Origin of the sequence: Aeromonas sp. R7-1 (genome assembly GCF_040908115.1) — a bacterium.
GTDB classification, from domain to species: domain Bacteria; phylum Pseudomonadota; class Gammaproteobacteria; order Enterobacterales; family Aeromonadaceae; genus Aeromonas; species Aeromonas caviae.
In genome coordinates this window covers 65,711-83,297 of sequence record NZ_JBFODD010000023.1, presented here as the reverse complement: position 1 = coordinate 83,297, position 17,587 = coordinate 65,711, and the positions used below count along the sequence as shown (strand labels likewise).

At 64.3% G+C, this 17,587-nt stretch carries 18 protein-coding genes; 13 read left to right on the top strand and 5 right to left on the bottom strand.

What is annotated here, in order from left to right:
• Positions 1–35 precede the first annotated feature (35 nt).
• Positions 36–284, top strand: coding sequence for a hypothetical protein (locus AB5Y51_RS04800; protein WP_010672757.1), 249 nt, complete (start codon positions 36–38; stop codon positions 282–284).
• Positions 285–320: 36 nt separating this feature from the next.
• Here AB5Y51_RS04800 and AB5Y51_RS04795 read toward each other — a convergent pair whose 3' ends face one another.
• Both AB5Y51_RS04795 and zntB read right to left on the bottom strand, forming a co-directional pair.
• The gene (locus tag AB5Y51_RS04795; protein WP_010672756.1) at positions 321–839 is read right to left on the bottom strand and encodes a mechanosensitive ion channel domain-containing protein; all 519 of its coding nucleotides are present in this window, start codon (positions 837–839) and stop codon (positions 321–323) included.
• A 9-nt stretch (positions 840–848) separates the two neighbouring features.
• Positions 849–1,814, bottom strand: coding sequence for a zinc transporter ZntB (gene zntB / locus AB5Y51_RS04790; protein ID WP_171865294.1), 966 nt, complete (start codon positions 1,812–1,814; stop codon positions 849–851).
• 130 nt (positions 1,815–1,944) lie between these two features.
• Here zntB and AB5Y51_RS04785 point away from each other — a divergent pair, with 130 nt between their 5' ends.
• From AB5Y51_RS04785 to AB5Y51_RS04775, 3 genes are all read left to right on the top strand, one after another.
• Entirely contained in the window at positions 1,945–2,397 is a 453-nt protein-coding gene (locus tag AB5Y51_RS04785) for a YaiI/YqxD family protein (protein ID WP_039039769.1), read from the top strand.
• A gap of 121 nt (positions 2,398–2,518) precedes the next feature.
• Complete coding sequence (locus AB5Y51_RS04780; protein WP_010672753.1) at positions 2,519–2,788, top strand: PepSY domain-containing protein; 270 nt, start codon at positions 2,519–2,521, stop codon at positions 2,786–2,788.
• Positions 2,789–2,836: 48 nt separating this feature from the next.
• Positions 2,837–3,394: a cytochrome b/b6 domain-containing protein gene (locus AB5Y51_RS04775; protein ID WP_368178113.1), complete on the top strand. Its 558-nt coding sequence runs from the start codon at positions 2,837–2,839 to the stop codon at positions 3,392–3,394.
• A gap of 106 nt (positions 3,395–3,500) precedes the next feature.
• Here AB5Y51_RS04775 and AB5Y51_RS04770 read toward each other — a convergent pair whose 3' ends face one another.
• Positions 3,501–4,706, bottom strand: a complete 1,206-nt coding sequence (locus AB5Y51_RS04770) for a NupC/NupG family nucleoside CNT transporter (protein ID WP_010672751.1) — start codon at positions 4,704–4,706, stop codon at positions 3,501–3,503.
• A 528-nt stretch (positions 4,707–5,234) separates the two neighbouring features.
• Here AB5Y51_RS04770 and dbpA point away from each other — a divergent pair.
• Both dbpA and AB5Y51_RS04760 read left to right on the top strand, forming a co-directional pair.
• Positions 5,235–6,614, top strand: coding sequence for an ATP-dependent RNA helicase DbpA (gene dbpA / locus AB5Y51_RS04765; protein WP_039039771.1), 1,380 nt, complete (start codon positions 5,235–5,237; stop codon positions 6,612–6,614).
• Between the two features lie 86 nt (positions 6,615–6,700).
• Positions 6,701–6,991 carry a YkgJ family cysteine cluster protein gene (locus tag AB5Y51_RS04760; RefSeq protein WP_039039772.1) on the top strand — a complete coding sequence of 97 codons (291 nt, stop codon included), beginning with the start codon at positions 6,701–6,703 and terminating at the stop codon, positions 6,989–6,991.
• A 9-nt stretch (positions 6,992–7,000) separates the two neighbouring features.
• Here the strand turns inward: AB5Y51_RS04760 and AB5Y51_RS04755 are convergent, their stop codons facing one another.
• Positions 7,001–7,423, bottom strand: a complete 423-nt coding sequence (locus tag AB5Y51_RS04755) for a hypothetical protein (protein WP_039039773.1) — start codon at positions 7,421–7,423, stop codon at positions 7,001–7,003.
• Positions 7,424–7,679: 256 nt separating this feature from the next.
• Between AB5Y51_RS04755 and AB5Y51_RS04750 the strand changes: the two genes are divergently transcribed.
• On the top strand, positions 7,680–9,074 hold the full coding sequence (locus AB5Y51_RS04750; RefSeq protein ID WP_368178112.1) for a PepSY-associated TM helix domain-containing protein: 1,395 nt from the start codon (positions 7,680–7,682) through the stop codon (positions 9,072–9,074).
• Positions 9,075–9,276: 202 nt separating this feature from the next.
• Here AB5Y51_RS04750 and AB5Y51_RS04745 read toward each other — a convergent pair whose 3' ends face one another.
• Entirely contained in the window at positions 9,277–10,182 is a 906-nt protein-coding gene (locus AB5Y51_RS04745; RefSeq protein WP_180344859.1) for a 1,4-dihydroxy-2-naphthoate polyprenyltransferase, read from the bottom strand.
• 210 nt (positions 10,183–10,392) lie between these two features.
• Between AB5Y51_RS04745 and AB5Y51_RS04740 the strand changes: the two genes are divergently transcribed.
• From AB5Y51_RS04740 to menE, 6 genes are read left to right on the top strand one after another with little or no spacing between them, the layout of a single operon-like run.
• A complete protein-coding gene (locus AB5Y51_RS04740; RefSeq protein ID WP_043154006.1) occupies positions 10,393–11,724 on the top strand; it encodes an isochorismate synthase MenF in 1,332 nt (443 codons plus the stop codon).
• 33 nt (positions 11,725–11,757) lie between these two features.
• Positions 11,758–13,503 carry a 2-succinyl-5-enolpyruvyl-6-hydroxy-3-cyclohexene-1-carboxylic-acid synthase gene (gene menD / locus AB5Y51_RS04735; RefSeq protein WP_368178111.1) on the top strand — a complete coding sequence of 582 codons (1,746 nt, stop codon included), beginning with the start codon at positions 11,758–11,760 and terminating at the stop codon, positions 13,501–13,503.
• Positions 13,493–14,257, top strand: a complete 765-nt coding sequence (gene menH, locus AB5Y51_RS04730) for a 2-succinyl-6-hydroxy-2,4-cyclohexadiene-1-carboxylate synthase (RefSeq protein ID WP_042864515.1) — start codon at positions 13,493–13,495, stop codon at positions 14,255–14,257. The genes menD and menH overlap by 11 nt, the downstream gene beginning before the upstream one ends.
• Positions 14,258–14,261: 4 nt before the next feature.
• Positions 14,262–15,110 carry a 1,4-dihydroxy-2-naphthoyl-CoA synthase gene (gene menB / locus AB5Y51_RS04725; protein ID WP_010672740.1) on the top strand — a complete coding sequence of 283 codons (849 nt, stop codon included), beginning with the start codon at positions 14,262–14,264 and terminating at the stop codon, positions 15,108–15,110.
• The gene (menC, locus tag AB5Y51_RS04720) at positions 15,110–16,039 is read left to right on the top strand and encodes an o-succinylbenzoate synthase (RefSeq protein WP_041212276.1); all 930 of its coding nucleotides are present in this window, start codon (positions 15,110–15,112) and stop codon (positions 16,037–16,039) included. Before menB ends, menC begins: the two co-directional genes overlap by 1 nt.
• 3 nt (positions 16,040–16,042) lie before the next feature.
• On the top strand, positions 16,043–17,443 hold the full coding sequence (gene menE / locus AB5Y51_RS04715) for an o-succinylbenzoate--CoA ligase (RefSeq protein ID WP_368178110.1): 1,401 nt from the start codon (positions 16,043–16,045) through the stop codon (positions 17,441–17,443).
• The last annotated feature ends 144 nt before the right edge of the window (positions 17,444–17,587 follow it).

Here is a 17,587-nt window from a genome sequence, read left to right as displayed (position 1 = left end):
CTTGAGGGTGGCGCCATGAGTCATAGGAGGGTGTCATGACAGTCAGTGAATTGCGCGCGCTTCACCAGCAGCACAGGTTCAAGGAGGCGGAGATCATGCACGACATCGTCTCCCCCGGCTGGATCGTGGAGTTCAGGGGGCAGGACGGCCACCTCTACGTGATGACGGACACCCTGGGGTGCCCCATGAGCTTCTCGTCCACCGAGGAGGCACGGGACCACATCCACCTGGTGGCCGACTGCCCCGTCCAGGTCGAGCACCTCTACCGCTTCTTCGAACGCTGAACAGCCATCGAAAAAGGCTCCCGAGGGAGCCTTTTCTCATTCCGGCTGCGTGGACTCAGCCTCCTTTCCCTCCAGCCGCCTCACCGGCTTTTGCAGAATAAGGTTCGCCGGATAGGTGACCAGATCGCCGTTGTCATCCCGCACCCGCACGTAGAAGAGGCCGATCTCGGTGATGATGCCGGTGACAGAGTCATCCTTGTCGAGGATGCGGATGCGATCGCCAATCTTGTAGGGGAAGGCGAAGAAGATGGTAATGCTGGCGGTGATGTTGGAGAGGATCGACCACTGGGCCACCATGGCGACCCCCAGCACCGCGAAGAAGGAGGAGGCGAGCACCACCAGCCGGGAGAAGTCGAGCCCCCAGACCCCGGCCAGGATCAGCAGGGTGGCGCAGCCCAGCAGGAAGTGGAATACGTGCTCCACGTAGATCACCCGGTTCTCGCTCACCTGCCGGCTCTGGCCAAGGGCCATCAGGCTCTTGTGAATGAGGCCACGCACCAGGGTGTGCCCCAGCAACAGCAGCAGGGTCACGCCAAAAGATTCCCATGTCGTCATGTTCACTCCTTACCACCAGCGCCTGTGCTTGAGCCAGACCGCCAGTCCGGTCGCCAGCACCAGCAGGAAGCCACAGAACACCCAGAAGGCGGTCGGACTCTCGGCCCCGGGGATCCCCCCCAGGTTGATGCCGAACAGGCCGGTCAGGAAGCTGGCGGGCAGGAACAGCAGCGCCATCACCGACATCTGGTAGGCGCGGCGGTTGGTCGCCTCCGCCATCAGGTTGTTGATCTCGTCCGCCAGCACGGCGGTGCGCGCCACCCCGGCATCCAGATCGTCGAGCCAGCGCCGCAAGCGGTCGGCGATGTCGAGCAGGCGTCGCCTGTCATCTTCGTCCAGCCAGCTGATCTTCTCGTTGGCCAGGCGCGCCACCAGATCCCGCTGAGGGGAGAGGTAGCGACGGATCATGATGAGCTGCTTGCGGATGCGCGCAAGCCGACCGTTGGCGGGCAGGTCGCGCATCAGCACCATCTCCTCCAGATCCAGGATCTGGTCGTGCAGCTCCTCGACGAACTCCCCGGCCCGGTCGGTCAGGGCGTCGCATATCTCCACCAGCCAGTCGGCGGGTGTGTCGGCACCGCCCCCCAACGACAGCTGCTCGAACACATCTTTCTCGGAGAGCAGCGGACGACGTCGGCTACTGATGATGAGATCCGGCGTGATGAAGATCCGCAGGGCAACCATCTCTTCAGGCCTGTGATCCTTGTTGTGGTTGATGCCGCGCAGGATCAGCAGCACCGTCTCCCCCATCCGCACCAGCTTGGGACGATTGCTCTGGCCGAGCAGGGCCTCCCGGGCCGCCTCCCCCAGCAGCGGCGTCTGCAGCAGCCAGCGCGCCGACTCCGGGTTGCCATAGTCCAGATGCAGCCAGCCGGGCTGAGCACCGGGGATCTCGCTACCTTCGGCCAGCGGGGTCATGCCCCCCTTGCCGTCCAGGGTCAGGCCATAAATCACGTCACCGGGCACCCGATCCATCTCGTCTCCTTCTCGTTTCATGTGCAGGCCCCAGCTTACACCAAAGGCGAGGACGACTCAGCCCCGGGCAGCCGCCCCGCACCAGCCATGCTAAGATGCGCCACCCGTTCCAGACACAGGAAGCCATGCCATGCCCATCTGGGTTGATGCCGATGCCTGCCCCATCCCGGTCAAGGAGATCCTCTACCGCGCCGCCCACCGCGCCCAGGTGGTGACCACGCTAGTGGCCAACCAGGGGCTCAGAGTCCCCCCCTCCCCCTTCATCAAGACCCAGCAGGTGGAGAAGGGCTTCGATGTGGCAGATCATGTCATCGCCCAGCAGGTCAAGCCCGGCGACCTGGTGATCACCGGCGACATTCCCCTCGCCTCCTGGGTCATCGACGCCGGGGGCGAGGCGCTCAATCCCCGGGGCGAGATCTACACCCGGGAGACCATCCAGGCACGGCTCGGGATGCGCAACTTCATGGAGGAGCTGCGCTCTGCCGGCGTCCAGACCGGTGGCCCTGCGCCCTTCAACGCCGCCGACAAGCAGCGCTTCGCCAATGCGCTGGACAAGTGGCTGGTCAGGGGCAAGCTGAGCTGATCACCCTCTCCCCGGTCCACCGCCGGGGAGAGCCATTCATTTCCCTTTTCCCTTAATTCTTCCTTAATGCGCCTTGATTAGCCTTGCGACTGTTGACCCAACCACCCGCAAGGAGCAAGCAATGAAACTGACCCCCCTGTTGTTACTGATCCCCCTGTTGAGCGGCGCAGCCCTGGCCGACCCCCAATGCACCCAGGCCGACAAGAGCAAGTGGATGAGCGAAGCCGACGCCCAGCAGCAGATCAAGGCGATGGGATACGACATCAAGAAGTTCAAGGCCACCAAGACCGGCTGCTACGAGATCTACGGCTGGGACAAGGAGAAGCGCAAGGTCGAGATCTACTTCGACCCGACCGACCTGAAAAAGGTGAAAGAAGAGATCGACGAGTAACGCCGCCCCGGGCCGGTCTTCCACCGGCCCCCACCATGGAGCCTTGCCATGACACCTGCCTCTGAAGTGAAAGTCTGGGATCCCCTCATCCGGGTGTTTCACTGGGCGACCGTCACCCTCTGCCTGCTCAACTTCTTCGTGCTGGAAGAGGGTAGCAAACCCCACAGATATGCTGGCTACGCGGTGGGCATCCTGCTCATCATCCGCCTGCTGTGGGGACTGGTCGGCCCCTATTACGCCCGCTTCGGCCAGTGGTGGCCAACCCCTGCCCGGGTCCGCTACTATCTCCGCCAGCTCGCCCAGGGGCGCCACCCCTACTACCTCGGCCACAATCCGGTCGGCTCCCTGATGATCTGGTTGCTGCTGCTGTCCCTGGTCGGGACCGTCGTCACCGGCTGGCTCACCACCTGGGATGCCTTCTGGGGCGAGGAGTGGCTGGAGGAGCTGCACGGCATCATCGCCAACACCCTGATGGTCGCCGTTGGCGTCCATGCGGCCGTGGTACTCCTGACCGATCGCCTCACCCGCAGCGATCTGGTCCGCGCCATGGTGCTGGGCAAGAAGCGGGTCCCCGCCAACATCAAGGTGGAAGACCCCCGCGCTTGATGGCCGGGCTGCCGACCAGTCCCCTCCTCAGTTCACCCGCTCATCTGCCCAAAAAAAGACCCCCTGCCAAGGCAGGGGGTCGTCATGAGCAGCGCGAGGGGAGGACCTAGATCATCACACCGGCGATAACGGCGGAGAGCAGGCTCACCAGGGTGGAGCCATAGACCAGCTTCAAACCGAAGCGGGAAACCATGTTGCCCTTCTCTTCGTTCAGCGCCTTCACCGCACCGGCAATGATGCCGATGGAGCTGAAGTTGGCGAACGACACCATGAAGATGGAGAGGATGCCGACGGTGCGCGGGGAGAGCTCGGCGGCAATCTTGCCCAGATCCATCATGGCCACGAACTCGTTGGTCACCAGCTTGGTCGCCATGATGGAGCCGGCCTGCAGCGCTTCACTGCCCGGGATGCCCAGGATCCAGGCAACGGGATAGAAGATGTAGCCCATGACGTGCTGGAAGTTGACGCCGAACGCCGCCTCGAACAGGTAGTTGATGAGGGCGATCAGGGCGATGAAGCCCACCAGCATGGCACCGACGATCACCGCCACGGTGAAACCGGCCATGATGTATTCCCCCAGCATCTCGAAGAAGTTCTCCTTCTTCGGCGTGTGGTGCTCGTCACCCTCGGCCAGCGCCTTGGCATCGGTCACGGTATTGTCGGGCTCGTAGGGGTTGATGAGGGAGAGCACCACGAAGGTGCTGAACATGTTGAGCACCAGCGCGGCCACCACGTAGCGCGGCTCGATCAGCTGCATATAGGCACCGACGATGGACATGGAGACGGTGGACATGGCCGTCGCCGCCAGGGTGTACATCTGCTTCTCGTTCAGGTGCGGCAGTATGTTCTTGAGGGCGATGAAGTTCTCGGACTGACCGACGATCATGGAGCTGATGGCGTTGAAGGACTCCAGCTTGCCCATGCCGTTGATCTTGGCCAGCACGGTGCCGATGCCACGAATGACGATGGGCAGCAGACGGATGTACTGCAAAATGCCGATCAACACGGAGATGAAGACGATGGGCATCAGCACCATCAGGAAGAAGGAGAAAGCCCCTTCGTTGACCAGACCGCCGAACACGAAGTCGGTCCCCTGCTTGGCAAACTCCATCAGCTTGGTGAAGCCGGCGGCAAAGCCACCCACCACCGCCAGACCCACTTCGGAGTTGAGCATGAACCAGGCGAGCGCCAGCTCGACCACCAGCAGCTGGCCGATGTAACGCAGCTTGATCTGTTTCCAGTTGCGGCGGTTTGCCAGCAACGCCAATGCCAGGACCATCACGAGTCCGAGCACGAAATGAACGTATTCCATACCAGTAGCACCCATTGAATTGTTATTTTTGACCGGCGCCATCATAAAGAACTGCATATTTAAAAATCAGAGAATCATCACAATCCGCGGTAAAAATATGCATGCGAAATAATACAAACGTTTTTAAATTAATTGCCAAGACACATGATTATTAATCGTCATTGGGAAAGCTTAAAAATAAATCAAAAAACAATAAGTTATGCTCTTTCATTAATTTTATCCCTCATTCGTATATATATTTCATAACGGCTATATCCCATATGGCATCCTCCGATGACTCATCATCACCAGGACATGTTTAATTAAAAACGTTTTCTCGCCATTCATCATGATCTGGCCATGACCACCCTGTTCCATTGTGCTCTTTTTACATACCGCAAGCCCGCCAACGCAGACAGAAGCCTCCATCGGCAACCCATGACGCCAACCGTTCAAATATTCACCGCATCCGGCGGCACATTCTGGTATGATGCGCCCCCTTGCGCACCGCGCACCCCCATTTCTGGTTTTCCGACATAGAGTCCTTTTGTGAACAACAGCGAATTTAGCAGCCTGAACCTCTCCTCCGCCCTGCAGGACAACCTCGCCAGCCTGGGCTATCTGCAGATGACCCCGATCCAGGCCCAGAGCCTGCCCCTGGTGCTCGACGGCAAAGATTTGATCGCCAAGGCGAAAACCGGCAGCGGCAAGACCGCGGCCTTCGGCCTGGGTCTGCTGGCCAAGCTGGACGTCAACCGGCTGGCCGTGCAGGCGCTGGTGCTCTGTCCGACCCGCGAGCTGGCGGATCAGGTGGCCACCGAGATCCGCCGTCTTGCCCGTACCCTGCCCAACGTCAAGCTGGTGACCCTGTGCGGCGGCACCCCGACCGCACCGCAATCCGCCACCCTGGGCTTTGGCGCCCACATCGCCGTCGGCACCCCGGGCCGGATCCTCAAGCACCTGGAGCAGGGCACCCTTGAGCTCGACGACCTCAAGACGCTGGTGCTGGACGAAGCGGATCGCATGCTGGACATGGGCTTTGGTGAAGACATCAACCGGGTCATCAGCCACGCCCCGCGGGACCGGCAAACCCTGCTCTTCTCCGCCACCTATCCGGAAGGGATCGCCCAGATGAGCCGCGGCGTGCAGCGCAATCCGGTGGAGGTGAGCGTGGAGTCCCTGCATGAAGAGAGCGCCATCGAACAGAAGCTGTATGAAGTGCCGGCCGGCCAGCGCCTCGATGCCCTCACCTGGCTGCTCAGCCACTACCAACCGGGCTCCTGCGTGGTGTTCTGCAACACCAAGCGCGCCTGCAACGACGTGGCCGATCACCTGGCCGCCAAGGGCTTCTCGGCGCTGGCGCTGAACGGTGACCTGGAACAGCGTGAGCGGGATCAGGTGCTGGTGCGCTTCGCCAACGGCAGCGCCACCATACTGGTCGCCACCGACGTGGCGGCCCGCGGCCTCGACATCAAGGAGCTGGGCGCCGTCATCAACTACGAGCTGACCTACGACCCCGAGGTGCACGTGCACCGCATCGGCCGTACCGGCCGCGCTGGCCAGCAGGGCCTGGCCCTGAGCCTCTACCAGCCGAACGAGGCCCAGCGCGTCAACTTCATCGAGGAGTACCAGCAGGCCCCCATTCCCCAGGGCGACCTGGCCGGGATCGGCCGCGACATCAAGCCGATCGCGCCGCAGATGGTGACCCTCTCCATCGATGCAGGCCGCAAGAGCAAGGTGCGTGCCGGTGACATCCTCGGCGCCCTGACCGGCGAAGGCGGCATTGCCGGGGCCGATGTGGGCAAGATCCAGATTTCCGAGCAGTACTCCTACGTGGCGGTGAAGCGCCAGGTGGCGAGCGCCGCCCTCAAGCGGTTGCAGGAAGGCAAGATCAAGGGGCGCAGCTACCGTGCCCGCAAACTGGGCTAAGGTATTTCACACGCCCCAGCCAGACCACAGGCGCCTGACAGGCGCCTGTTTCATATCATTCGCCGCCATGCGGCAAGACAGGTGACATGACCCAAGCAATCCAGAGCGATGTGAGCTGCCAGAACTGCGAAGCCTGCTGCTGCCGCCTTGAGGTGATGCTCTTCACCGACACCGGCGTGCCGGACCGCTATATCGAGGAACGGGAAGGAGAAGTGCCCGTGATGCACAGACTGGAAGATGGCTGGTGCGCCGCCCTCGACCGCAACACCATGATGTGTCGCATCTACGAGGTGCGGCCGCTTATCTGCCGTGAATTCGAGATGGGGGAGCCCGACTGCCTCGACGAGCGGGACAAGTGGTTCATCAGGCTGGAGTAACCGGGGTTTTCAACCCGTGCTGACGTGGATCTCCTTGCCTTGCAGCCCCTCGAGGCGCTGTGTCAGCCAGTGGATGGCCTGCGCTTCCTCCTCGAAATAGCGCACCTCCTGAAAGGGAAGCTCGCTGAAAACGTGATCCGCCAGATAACGTTTGAAATCCCCGATCATGACCACCGCCAGAAAGGCGCAGCCATGAGTGGCGCACCAGTTGAACTGGCGACGAAAACGGGCCAGCACCTCGGGGCCGGCGGCCTCGAACTCGGTCGCGACCTCGACGATGCCCCAGGGGGCTCCCTGCAAACGGCTTATCTGCTGGCTGAACTTGCCCTCATAGGCCATGGCGCCTGCCAGGTTGAAAGGGCCGCTCGGCCGACAGATCAGCAGTTGCCCTTGTCGCTGCATCTCAAAATGGCCGTGTGCTTGCACGTTCACCTCCTGCCTTGAGTCCTTCGCTGCGGCTGATATGCCCTGTGTTGCCACAAAGTAAGAATTTATCCCCGAAAAGTCCATGAAGCTCCCCACATTGTGAACGGAAAGCGCCATTCACCCCCCCGTTTTTACCTCGGTGGCGGAATGTACATTTCTTCGACATGTTCTGTTGCAGTTAACAAAACGTTGCTGCTATCATCCGCGCCACTCAAAACATTCCACCTACTGAAACCTTTTGGCGTTCACCCAGGGATCAACGATGAAGCAACAAGACGCAAGTTATTACCAACGGATCTGGCGCTGGCATTTCTATGCCGGTCTCTTCGTCGCCCCCTTCCTGATCCTGCTCTCCCTCACCGGCATCGTCTATCTGTTCAAACCGCAGCTGGACAACCTGCTCTACCCCCAGCTGATGAAGGTGACGCCCGCCACCCAGACCCTGAGTGCCGACCAGCTGCTGGCCAAGGCAACCATCGCCATGCCGGACGCCAGCCTGCGCAAATACCTGCCCCCGGTGGCAGCGGACGCGAGCGCCCAGATAGTCGTGATGCGTGAAGGGCAGGAGCTGACCCTCTTCATGGATCCCGCGAACGGCGCCCTGCTCGGTACCATGGACAACAAGTGGAACCTGCAGGCGGTGGCGCGCGCTCTCCATGCGGAGCTGATGCTTGGCACCACGGGAGATCGCCTGATCGAGCTGGCCGCAGGCTGGGGAATCGTGCTCCTCGTCAGCGGACTCTATCTCTGGTGGCCCCGCAAGGGACCGGGTGTGGGGGGCATCCTCTGGCCGAGAATGCACCAGCGCGGCCGTCTCTGGTGGCGTGATCTGCACGCCGTGGTCGGCTTCTGGGGCGCAGGTTTCCTGCTGCTGCTGCTGCTGACGGGCATGACCTGGACCGGTTTCTGGGGCGGCCAGTTCGCCGATGTCTGGAACCGCTTCCCTGCGGCCATGTGGAACGAGGTGCCCAAGTCGGCCCCCCTCACCCGCAGCCTCAACCAGGCTCACGAACAGACCGTCTCCTGGGGGGCCGAGACCCTGCCCATGCCGAGCTCCCAACCCACGGCAGAGAGCCATGATCACAGCGCCATGACCCATGGCGGCGGACACGAGGGCATGGTCATGGCCAGCCATCGCATTCCACTGCAACAGGTGGTCGACATCGCCAGCGAGCGTGGGGTCAGCCCGGGTTACAGCATCACCCCCCCGGTCGGTGAAACCGGCGTCTATACCATCGCCATCTTTGCCGATGATCCCCGCAACGACGCCACCCTGCACATCGACCAATACAGCGGCAAGGTGCTGATCGACGTGCGTTGGCAGGATTACGGCCCGGTCGCCAAGACGGTGGAAACCGGCGTCATGCTGCACATGGGCAAGCTCTACGGCTGGCCGCACCAGCTCGTCATGCTGCTCATCTGCCTGATGATTCTGGCAAGCTCGGTGAGCGGGCTCTGGATCTGGTGGAGCCGCCGTCCCAGTGGTCGCCTCGCCGCCCCGCCCCTGCCCGCCAAGCTGCCTCCCATGGGCGGTGCCATCGCGGTGCTGGTCGTGCTCGGGATCTGCTTCCCGCTGGTGGGGGCCTCCATGGTTGCCATCTGGCTGCTGGACAGTCTCTTCTTCTCTCGCCGCACGGCCGTGGCCCAGGCAAGCTGACCCAGGGGCAAGCACGCCTCATGCACTCGAGGGCTCCCTGTCGGGGGCCCTCGTCGTCTGCATCACCTGGCATCATCCTTCGCCTGGCGGCATGCTCCTCCCCTGGCGATCATCACATCGGTCTGATGAACAACAACGCATCGACACATCAGCAAAAAGGGCTCCCGTTCGGGAGCCCTTTTCATTGCCGAACGCGTCGGCCTCAGGTGAGCGCCAGCCCGGCGGAGAGCAACAGGCTGAACAGAAATGCGCTGATGGCGGTCTTCTTGAGGGCGCCGGTCAGCACCTCGCCATCGAAACTCTCTCGCAGGGTGCGGGCGGCATCGGTGAGGGGCTTCATGGCGGGCAGGAAGATCCAGGGCCAGAGGCTCGCAGGCTGAGTCAGCAGGAAGGCGATGGTCGCCAGCAGCGCCGCCCCCAGCAAGACCCAGTGATAGGCGATGGCCCGGTTGCGGCCAAGGCGCACCGCCAGGGTGATCTTGCCGCTGGCGGCATCGGTCTCGATGTCCCGCACGTTGTTGATGTTGAGCACGGCAGTCGCCAGCAGGCCGCAGGCGGTGGCGGGCAGCAACAGGTCCCACTCCAGGCTATGGGTGAAGAGGTAGTAGGAACCGAGCACCCCCAGCAGGCCGAAGAACAGGAATACCGAGATGTCCCCGAAGCCGCGATAGCCGTAGGGGCTCTTGCCCACCGTGTAGGTGATGGCCGCGACGATGGCCGCTCCCCCCAGCAGGATGAACGTCAGGATCTGCTGCCACGCCTCCCCGAAGGCGCAGATCAGCAGGGAGAGGCCGCTCACCACGGCCGCCAGGGCGGTCAGCCCCATGGCCACACACATCTGGTGCCGGGTGATGAGGCCGGAAACCACGGCGCGCTGGGGACCGATCCGCTCCCCGTTGTCGGCACCGGAGACCGCATCCCCATAGTCGTTGGCAAGATTGGAGAGAATTTGCAGCAGGATGGCGGTCAGCAGGGAGAGCCCCATGATGGTGCCGTCGAACGCTCCCCGGCTGGCTGCCAGCCCCGAGCCCAGCAAGATGGAGGAGCACGCCAGGGGCAGTGTTCGCAAACGCGCCGCCAGCAACCAAACAGAGAAGGTATTTGTCATATTGTGATGGCCAAACAATCAGATATTGATCGTGTTAAGGGTTATCGAACCGGATTTAGGTATACTTGGCTGCGCGGGGGCGTCGGCTCCCCCGGGCAATTTACATGGACGAATGGGCAGATAATATATAGGAAATCGTCGCCCTTTGGCATCAACCTGCGCCATCCTCCCCCGGAGCGATCGCGATTATCCGGCTCAGACTAGACATCCATGTTGGCTCAGACCCACCTCAAGCAACAACTGGACGCCCTGCGTCACAGCACTGTCAGCGGTTTCGTGCGACTGCGCGTGGCCGCTCACGTCGACGTCTTTCCCGGCTGGTTGGCGGCCCAGACGCTCTACCCCCGCATCTATTGGCACGCCAGAGGGCAACAGAGCCCGGAGTACGTGGCGCTTGGCGCCATCCACGAGCTGACGCGGCCGGAGGATATCCAGCGGGTCTGCGACCTTGCCGGCACGGCCAGTGAAGACAGCCCTCGCTACTACGGTGGCCTGGCGTTCGACCCGGATCTGCCCGGCTGGCAGGGTTTTGGCCCCTGCCGCTTCGTGCTGCCCCGTATCGAACTGGTACGCCGGGGGGAGTGCACCAGCCTCTGCCTCAATCTCTGGCTGCCCGCCCGGGAAGAGGGTCACGCATTCGAAGCCGAACTCTGCGCCGCCGAGGCGGCGCTCGATGCCCTGCAACCCGAGGCCCCCCTGCCCGCCCTGCAAAAGCGGCCATGGCAGCGCCAGGACCTGCCGGGACCTGCCCAGTGGCAGACCCTGGTGGAGCAGGTCACGGCCCCCGACTTCCAGGCCCGCACCCCCAAGGTGGTGCTGTCGCGGGAGAGCCTGCTCCAGAGCGAGGCACACGATGCGCCCCTCTGCCCCTGGTCCCTGCTGACACAGTGGGCCCGCCACGCCCAGGAGTGCTTCCACTTCGGCTTTCAGTTCTCCCCCGAGCAGAGCTTCATCTCCTGCTCCCCCGAGCGCCTCTACCGCCGGGAGAAGGGCCACCTCTTTACCGAGGCGCTGGCAGGCACCATTCGCCGTTCCGGGGATGAGGCGACCGACGCGGCCCTGGCCGCCGAGCTGCTGGCCGACAGCAAGAACCGGCTGGAGAACCGGCTGGTTCACGCCGACATTCTCAGCCGCCTGGCTCCCCTCACGACCGATGCCACCCTGACCGAGCCGCGCATTCTGAAATTGCGGCTGCTGCAACACCTCAAGTGCGACATCGAGGCCGAGCTCAAACCCGGCGTCTGCGACTGGCAACTGCTGGCTGCCCTGCACCCCACTCCCGCCGTGGGGGGCGCCCCCCGCGAGGCTGCGCTCGCTTTCATCCGTGAATGCGAGCCCCATGATCGCGGCTGGTATGCCGGTGCCTGCGGCATGCTGAGCCGGGAGACCTCGGAGTTCTCCGTCGCCATTCGCAGCGCCCGGATCAGGGGCCCGCGCATCAGCCTGTTCGCCGGTGCCGGCATAGTGGCGGGATCGGAGCCCGCCGCCGAATGGGCCGAACTCGACAACAAGATCGCCAACGTGCTCTCCCTGCTGGGATAGCGTTTCTCACCGACTCCTCACTGCGAGAGCTTCATGTCCGCCAGCCACGTGTCCGCGCATCACGCCTTTGCCAGCCATCACGCCACCTTCAACCATGTCTGGTCCTCCCTCTTGCTGGAAGAGCTCTTTCGCCTCGGCGTGCGCGACATCGCCCTGGCCTCCGGCTCCCGCTCGGCGCCGCTCACCATGGCCGCCGCAGCCCACCCGGGCTTTCGCCGCCATCTGCACTTCGACGAGCGGGGTCTGGGCTTCATGGCGTTGGGGCTGGCCAAGGGGAGCGGCCGCCCGGTGGCGGTGATCATGACCTCGGGCACCGCGGTGGCCAACCTCTGGCCCGCGGTGGCGGAAGCCCAGCTCACCGGGGTCCCGCTCATCATTCTCTCTGCCGACAGGCCACCCGAGCTCATCGACAACGGGGCCAACCAGGCCATCGATCAGCCGGGGATCTTCGGTCGCTACCCCGTCTATCAGCAAAATCTGCCGAGCCCCACTCCCACCATTCCGGCGGCCTTCGTGCTGAGCTCGGTGGATCAGGCCCTGGCACGACAGGCGCACACCCCGGGGCCGGTGCACTTCAACTGCATGTACCCCGAGCCCCTCTATCCCGGCGATGCCTACCTGGACTTTGCCGACTACCTGGCGCCCCTCGGCGACTGGCTGCACTCGGCCAAGCCCTGGAGCCCCTGGCTGCCGGGCGAACCGCACTGCCCCCGTCAGCCAGACTGGGACAGTCTCATCGGCAAGCGCGGTGTCATCGTCGCCGGACGCATCCAGGATCCGGTGCAAGGCAAGGCGGTGGCCGAGCTGGCAGACCGCCTCGGCTGGCCCCTGCTGGCGGATCTGCAAAGCCAGATCCGCTTCGATGATCGCAACCTCGTCCACACGGATCTCGCCCTGCAACACAGCGACTTCGTGGCCGAGCTGGCCCGCGCCGAGGTAGTGCTGCAATTCGGCGCCCGCCTCATCTCCAAGCGCCTCGGCCAGTTCATCAAACAACACCCCTGGCAGGATTACTGGCTGGTGGACCCGCAGCCGGCACGCCTCGACCCCGACTACCGGCTGCGCCGTCGCCTGGTGTGCGACCCCGCCGCCTTTGCGGCCGCCCATCCAATCCCCCATTCGCAGCAGCCCTGGCACCAGTTGGCCGCGCGCCAGCAGGCCATCAGCCAGCAGATCCGCACCGCCTGTGATCGCTTCTCGGAGCTCGGGGTGTGCCACCGCGTGAATCAGCTCATCCAGGGTCAGTTGTTCGTCGGCAACAGCATGCCGGCCCGGCTGATGGACATGCTGGGCGAGGTGGGCAAGGGCCCCAGCCGGGTGATGACCAACCGCGGCGCCTCCGGCATCGATGGCCTTATCGCCACCGCATACGGCTTCGCACAGTCGGTCCCGCCTGACAGTCGCGAGCCCACCACCCTGCTGCTCGGGGATCTCAGCGCCCTGCACGATCTCAACAGCCTGGCGCTGCTCGGCAAGGGGAGCCGCCCCCTGGTGGTGATCCTGCTCAACAACGACGGCGGCAGCATCTTCCGCATGCTGCCTGTGCCCACCCAGGACGCCCTGCTGGAGACCTACTACTGCCTGCCCCACGGCCTGCACTTCGAGCACGCCGCCGCCATGTTCGGCCTGCACTACCGGGCCCCCACCACCCTCGACGCATTTGAGCGGGACTATGCCGCAGCCCTGAAAAACGGGGTAACCCTGATTGAAATCAAGGTACCGAGCAGTGAAGTCGCCGAGGATCTCAAGGCACTGGGAGCCGCTATCCGTGGTCTCTGATCCCGCCGTGCCGCTGGTGCTGCTGCACGGACTGCTGGGGGACGCCGACGACTGGCGACCTGTCATCCAGGCCCTGCCCGGCGTCCCGTGCCATGCCCTGGATCTGCCGGGCCACGGCCGCAACCGGGCACTGCGGGTGAGCGGCTTTGACGAGGCCCATCGCTGGCTCTGCGACGAGCTGGCCGCGCGGGATATCGCCCACTACCGGCTGGTGGGGTATTCGCTGGGGGGGCGGCTCGCGCTTCATCACGCCAGCCACTCCCCGGCGGGGTTGCAGGCCCTGCTGCTGGAGAACTGCCACCCCGGGCTGCCTGCCGGTGAACGTCCGGCCCGCATCGCTCACGATGAAGCCTGGGCCCGGCGTTTCGAGTGCGAGCCTCTGACCCGGGTGCTTGCCGACTGGTACCGCCAGGGCGTCTTCGCCGACCTGGACGACGATGCCCGCACCCGCCAGGCCGCACGCCGCCTTGGCAACGACGGCAAGGCCGTGGCCGCCATGCTGAGGGCCACGTCCCTGGGGCGGCAGCCGGCTCTCGCCCCCTGGCTTCGGGATACCCGGCTGCCGGTGCAGTGGGTCTCAGGCAACCGGGATCACAAATTCCATGCCCTCGCTTGCCAGTTGGTAAAGCAAGGCTGCAATATCAAACACTTGGCTCTGGATGGCGGACACAATCTGCACACAAGCCAGCCCGATACCTTTGCCCGGCTCCTGCGGGAGTGGGCTCACCAACCAGAAGAGAAGATCCATGATTGAAGCAATGACGGAAGCCGAGCTCTATGCCCCTGTCGAGTGGCACGACTGCTCCGCCGGTTACGAGGACATCCTCTATCACAAGTCCCCAGAGGGCATTGCCAAGATCACCATCAACCGTCCCCAGGTGCGCAACGCCTTCCGCCCCCGTACCGTGAAAGAGATGCTGCAAGCCCTGGCCGATGCCCGCTACGACGACAAGGTCGGCTCCATCATCCTCACCGGCTTCGGCGAGAAGGCCTTCTGCGCCGGCGGCGACCAGAAGATCCGCGGCGACTACGGTGGCTATAAGGACGATGAAGGCACCCATCACCTCAACGTGCTCGACTTCCAGCGTGACATCCGTACCTGCCCCAAACCCGTGGTGGCCATGGTGGCTGGCTACGCCGTCGGTGGCGGCCACGTGCTGCACATGATGTGCGACCTGACCATCGCCGCCGACAACGCCCAGTTCGGCCAGACCGGCCCCAAGGTGGGCTCCTTCGACGGCGGCTGGGGCGCCTCCTACATGGCCCGCATCGTCGGCCAGAAGAAGGCTCGGGAGATCTGGTTCCTCTGCCGCCTCTACGACGCCAAACAGGCCCTCGACATGGGGCTGGTCAACACCGTCGTGCCCCTGGCCGAGCTGGAGCGTGAAACCGTGCGCTGGTGCCGCGAGATGCTGCAACACAGCCCCATGGCTCTGCGCTGCCTGAAGGCGGCCCTCAACGCCGACTGCGACGGCCAGGCCGGTTTGCAGGAGCTGGCAGGCAATGCCACCATGCTGTTCTACATGACCGAAGAGGGTCAGGAAGGGCGCAACGCATTCAACGAGAAACGCCGTCCCGACTTCTCCAAATACAAGCGGAATCCCTGATGACACTCGCCCTCTACCGCTACCAACTGCCCTTTACCCAGCCCCTGGCCTTTCACGGTCAGTTGCAGGTAGCGCGCGAGGGCCTGCTGGTACGCATCGACGATGGCTGGGGGGAGATAGCCCCCCTGCCAGGATTTTCCAAAGAGACCCTGGCCGACGCCCAGGCCGAGGCCCTCGACTGTTTGGCGCAGCTGGCGCGGGGACAGACCCCGACGCCACAGCTGCCCTCGGTGCAGTTCGGGCTCGACTGCGCCCGTCGTAGCTGGCCCGAGCAGGGTGCCCCCCTGCCCGAGCCCTATCCGCTGATCCAGGGCTCCCCCCAGGAGCTGCTCAAGAACTGGAAGCAGTGGCTGCACGAGACCCCCCTCAAGGCCAAGCTGAAGGTGGCCCGCTACCCCATGCGCGACGAGCTGGCGCTGATCCGGCTACTGCTCGATCGGCGCCCCAACCTCAAGCTGGTCCTGGACGCCAACCAGGGCTGGACCCGCGAGGAGGCCTGGGCCTTCTGCGGCCACCTGGATCCGAATCGCATCGAATACCTCGAAGATCTGTGCGCCGACTTCGAGGACATCGCCTTCGTCGCCAGCCGCACCGGCATGCCGGTGGCGCTGGACGAACTGCTGGCCCAGGGCAAGCCCTGGGAGCCCATCCCGCAACTGCGCGCCCTGGTGCTCAAGCCGACCCTGCTCGGCGCCCTGGCCAACAGCGAGGCCCTGGTGGCCCGCGCTCGCGAACTGAAGCTCAAGGTGATCGTCTCCTCCTGTTTCGAGTCCGGTCTCGGCCTCGGCCAGCTCGCCCGCCTCGCAGGGGAGTGGGCGCCGGATCAGGCCCCTGGCCTCGATACCCGCCGCTGGCTGGCCAGGGATCTGCTGGACAAGCAGGGGCAACCCGATCCGGGCAGGATGGACCCCCTGTTTCACCGTGACTGACCCATGGTGACCCGTCAGATCCCACGGCAGGAAACCTGCCCGGTACGACGCTGGGCGACACTGGTCCCTCATCGCATTGCCATCCACAGCGGGGAGCCTCTTAGCTACCAGCGCCTCGACCTGCGCCTCAACAACCTGTGCAATCAGCTCGCCCGGGCCGGGCTGGAACGGGGAGATCATCTCGCCGCCGTGGTGCGCGGCGCCCTGGAGGATGTGTTGCTGGCCTGGGCCTGCGTGCGCAGCGGCATCGTCTTCTGCCCCCTCAATCCCGCCTTTCCGGCAACCAGACACAGCGAACTGGCGAGCCAGCTCGAGGCCCGGGCATTCTGGTCGGCAGGCGAGATCCCGGCGGGCGACTGGCAAGCCCTCAGCCTCGACTTCACGGGGGAGCTGGCCGCAGATGGGGAGTCCCCGCTGGTACCCGACCAGCCGAACAACATGATCCTCACCTCGGGATCCAGCGGTACCCCCAAGGCGGTGGTCCACCGCCTCGCCAACCACCTGGCCTCGGCCCGGGGTTCCGCCACCCTGATCCCCCTGGACGAAGCCTGCGGCTGGCTGCTCTCCCTGCCACTGTTTCACGTCGGCGGTTACGCCATCCTGTTCCGGGTCTTCCTGGCGGGAGCCGCCCTGGTGCTGGACGATCGCACCCGGCCCCTCAAGGCGCGGCTCGAGGATCAGCCCATCACCCACCTCTCGCTGGTGCCGACCCAGCTCTGGCGCCTGCTGGCACAGGGGTTCGACCCATCCCGCACCCGGGTGCGAGAGCTGCTGCTCGGGGGCGCCGCCATCCCGGCGCCCCTGGTCAACCGGCTGACCGCCCTGGGGCTGGAGCCCAAGGTGAGCTATGGCCTCTCCGAGATGGGCAGCCAGGTCTGCACCGGGCAACCCTGCGCCGCCGGCGTGGTGGGTCGCCCGCTGCCGGGGCGGGAGGTCTGCATCCGCCAGGGGGAGATCTGCGTGCGCGGTGAGACCCTGTTTGCCGGCTATTTCAGGGAGGGCGAGCTGGTGCGCCCCCTCGATGAAGAGGGCTGGTTCCACACCCGGGACAAGGGCCGCCTCACTCCGGGGGGCGATCTGGTGGTGGAGGGGCGGCTCGACAACCTCTTCATCTCGGGAGGGGAGAACATCCAGCCCGAGACCATAGAGCAGCGGCTGGTGGATCACCCCGCCGTGGCCCAGGCCCTGGTGGTGCCGGTGCCGAGCGACGAGTGGGGGCATAGGCCCGCCGCCTTCATCGACTGGCACGGCGAACCGGCACCATCTGCCGAGCTGGCCGCCTGGATCAGGCTGTCGTTACCCGGCTTCATGGTGCCGGACCAGTGGCATCCCTGGCCGGATCTCGGCGGTAATCTGAAACCCTCCCGCACCCTGCTCGCCCGCAGCTTGCGACAAGAGGAGTGACGCCTCCCCCATATGGGGCGGAGTCCTTGCTATCAACACAGCCCCTTTTGGGGCTGTTTTTTGTGTTGTTTGCTCCCGAATGCATCATTCCGCTGCGCCATCTGGCCAATTGATATTCCTTTGGAGCCCAATACCCTCTCTGGT

Bases quoted from the DNA above. Each gene is read 5' to 3' on its own strand.
- AB5Y51_RS04740 (WP_043154006.1), top strand. From the start codon at position 10,393: ATGTTGGCTCAGACCCACCTCAAGCAACAACTGGACGCCCTGCGTCAC.
- AB5Y51_RS04750 (WP_368178112.1), top strand. From the start codon at position 7,680: ATGAAGCAACAAGACGCAAGTTATTACCAACGGATCTGGCGCTGGCAT.
- menB (WP_010672740.1), top strand. From the start codon at position 14,262: ATGACGGAAGCCGAGCTCTATGCCCCTGTCGAGTGGCACGACTGCTCC.
- menC (WP_041212276.1), top strand. From the start codon at position 15,110: ATGACACTCGCCCTCTACCGCTACCAACTGCCCTTTACCCAGCCCCTG.
- AB5Y51_RS04800 (WP_010672757.1), top strand. From the start codon at position 36: ATGACAGTCAGTGAATTGCGCGCGCTTCACCAGCAGCACAGGTTCAAG.
- AB5Y51_RS04745 (WP_180344859.1), bottom strand. From the start codon at position 10,182: ATGACAAATACCTTCTCTGTTTGGTTGCTGGCGGCGCGTTTGCGAACA.
- AB5Y51_RS04770 (WP_010672751.1), bottom strand. From the start codon at position 4,706: ATGGAATACGTTCATTTCGTGCTCGGACTCGTGATGGTCCTGGCATTG.
- menE (WP_368178110.1), top strand. From the start codon at position 16,043: ATGGTGACCCGTCAGATCCCACGGCAGGAAACCTGCCCGGTACGACGC.
- zntB (WP_171865294.1), bottom strand. From the start codon at position 1,814: ATGGATCGGGTGCCCGGTGACGTGATTTATGGCCTGACCCTGGACGGC.
- AB5Y51_RS04785 (WP_039039769.1), top strand. From the start codon at position 1,945: ATGCCCATCTGGGTTGATGCCGATGCCTGCCCCATCCCGGTCAAGGAG.
- AB5Y51_RS04795 (WP_010672756.1), bottom strand. From the start codon at position 839: ATGACGACATGGGAATCTTTTGGCGTGACCCTGCTGCTGTTGCTGGGG.
- AB5Y51_RS04760 (WP_039039772.1), top strand. From the start codon at position 6,701: ATGACCCAAGCAATCCAGAGCGATGTGAGCTGCCAGAACTGCGAAGCC.
- AB5Y51_RS04775 (WP_368178113.1), top strand. From the start codon at position 2,837: ATGACACCTGCCTCTGAAGTGAAAGTCTGGGATCCCCTCATCCGGGTG.
- AB5Y51_RS04780 (WP_010672753.1), top strand. From the start codon at position 2,519: ATGAAACTGACCCCCCTGTTGTTACTGATCCCCCTGTTGAGCGGCGCA.
- menD (WP_368178111.1), top strand. From the start codon at position 11,758: ATGTCCGCCAGCCACGTGTCCGCGCATCACGCCTTTGCCAGCCATCAC.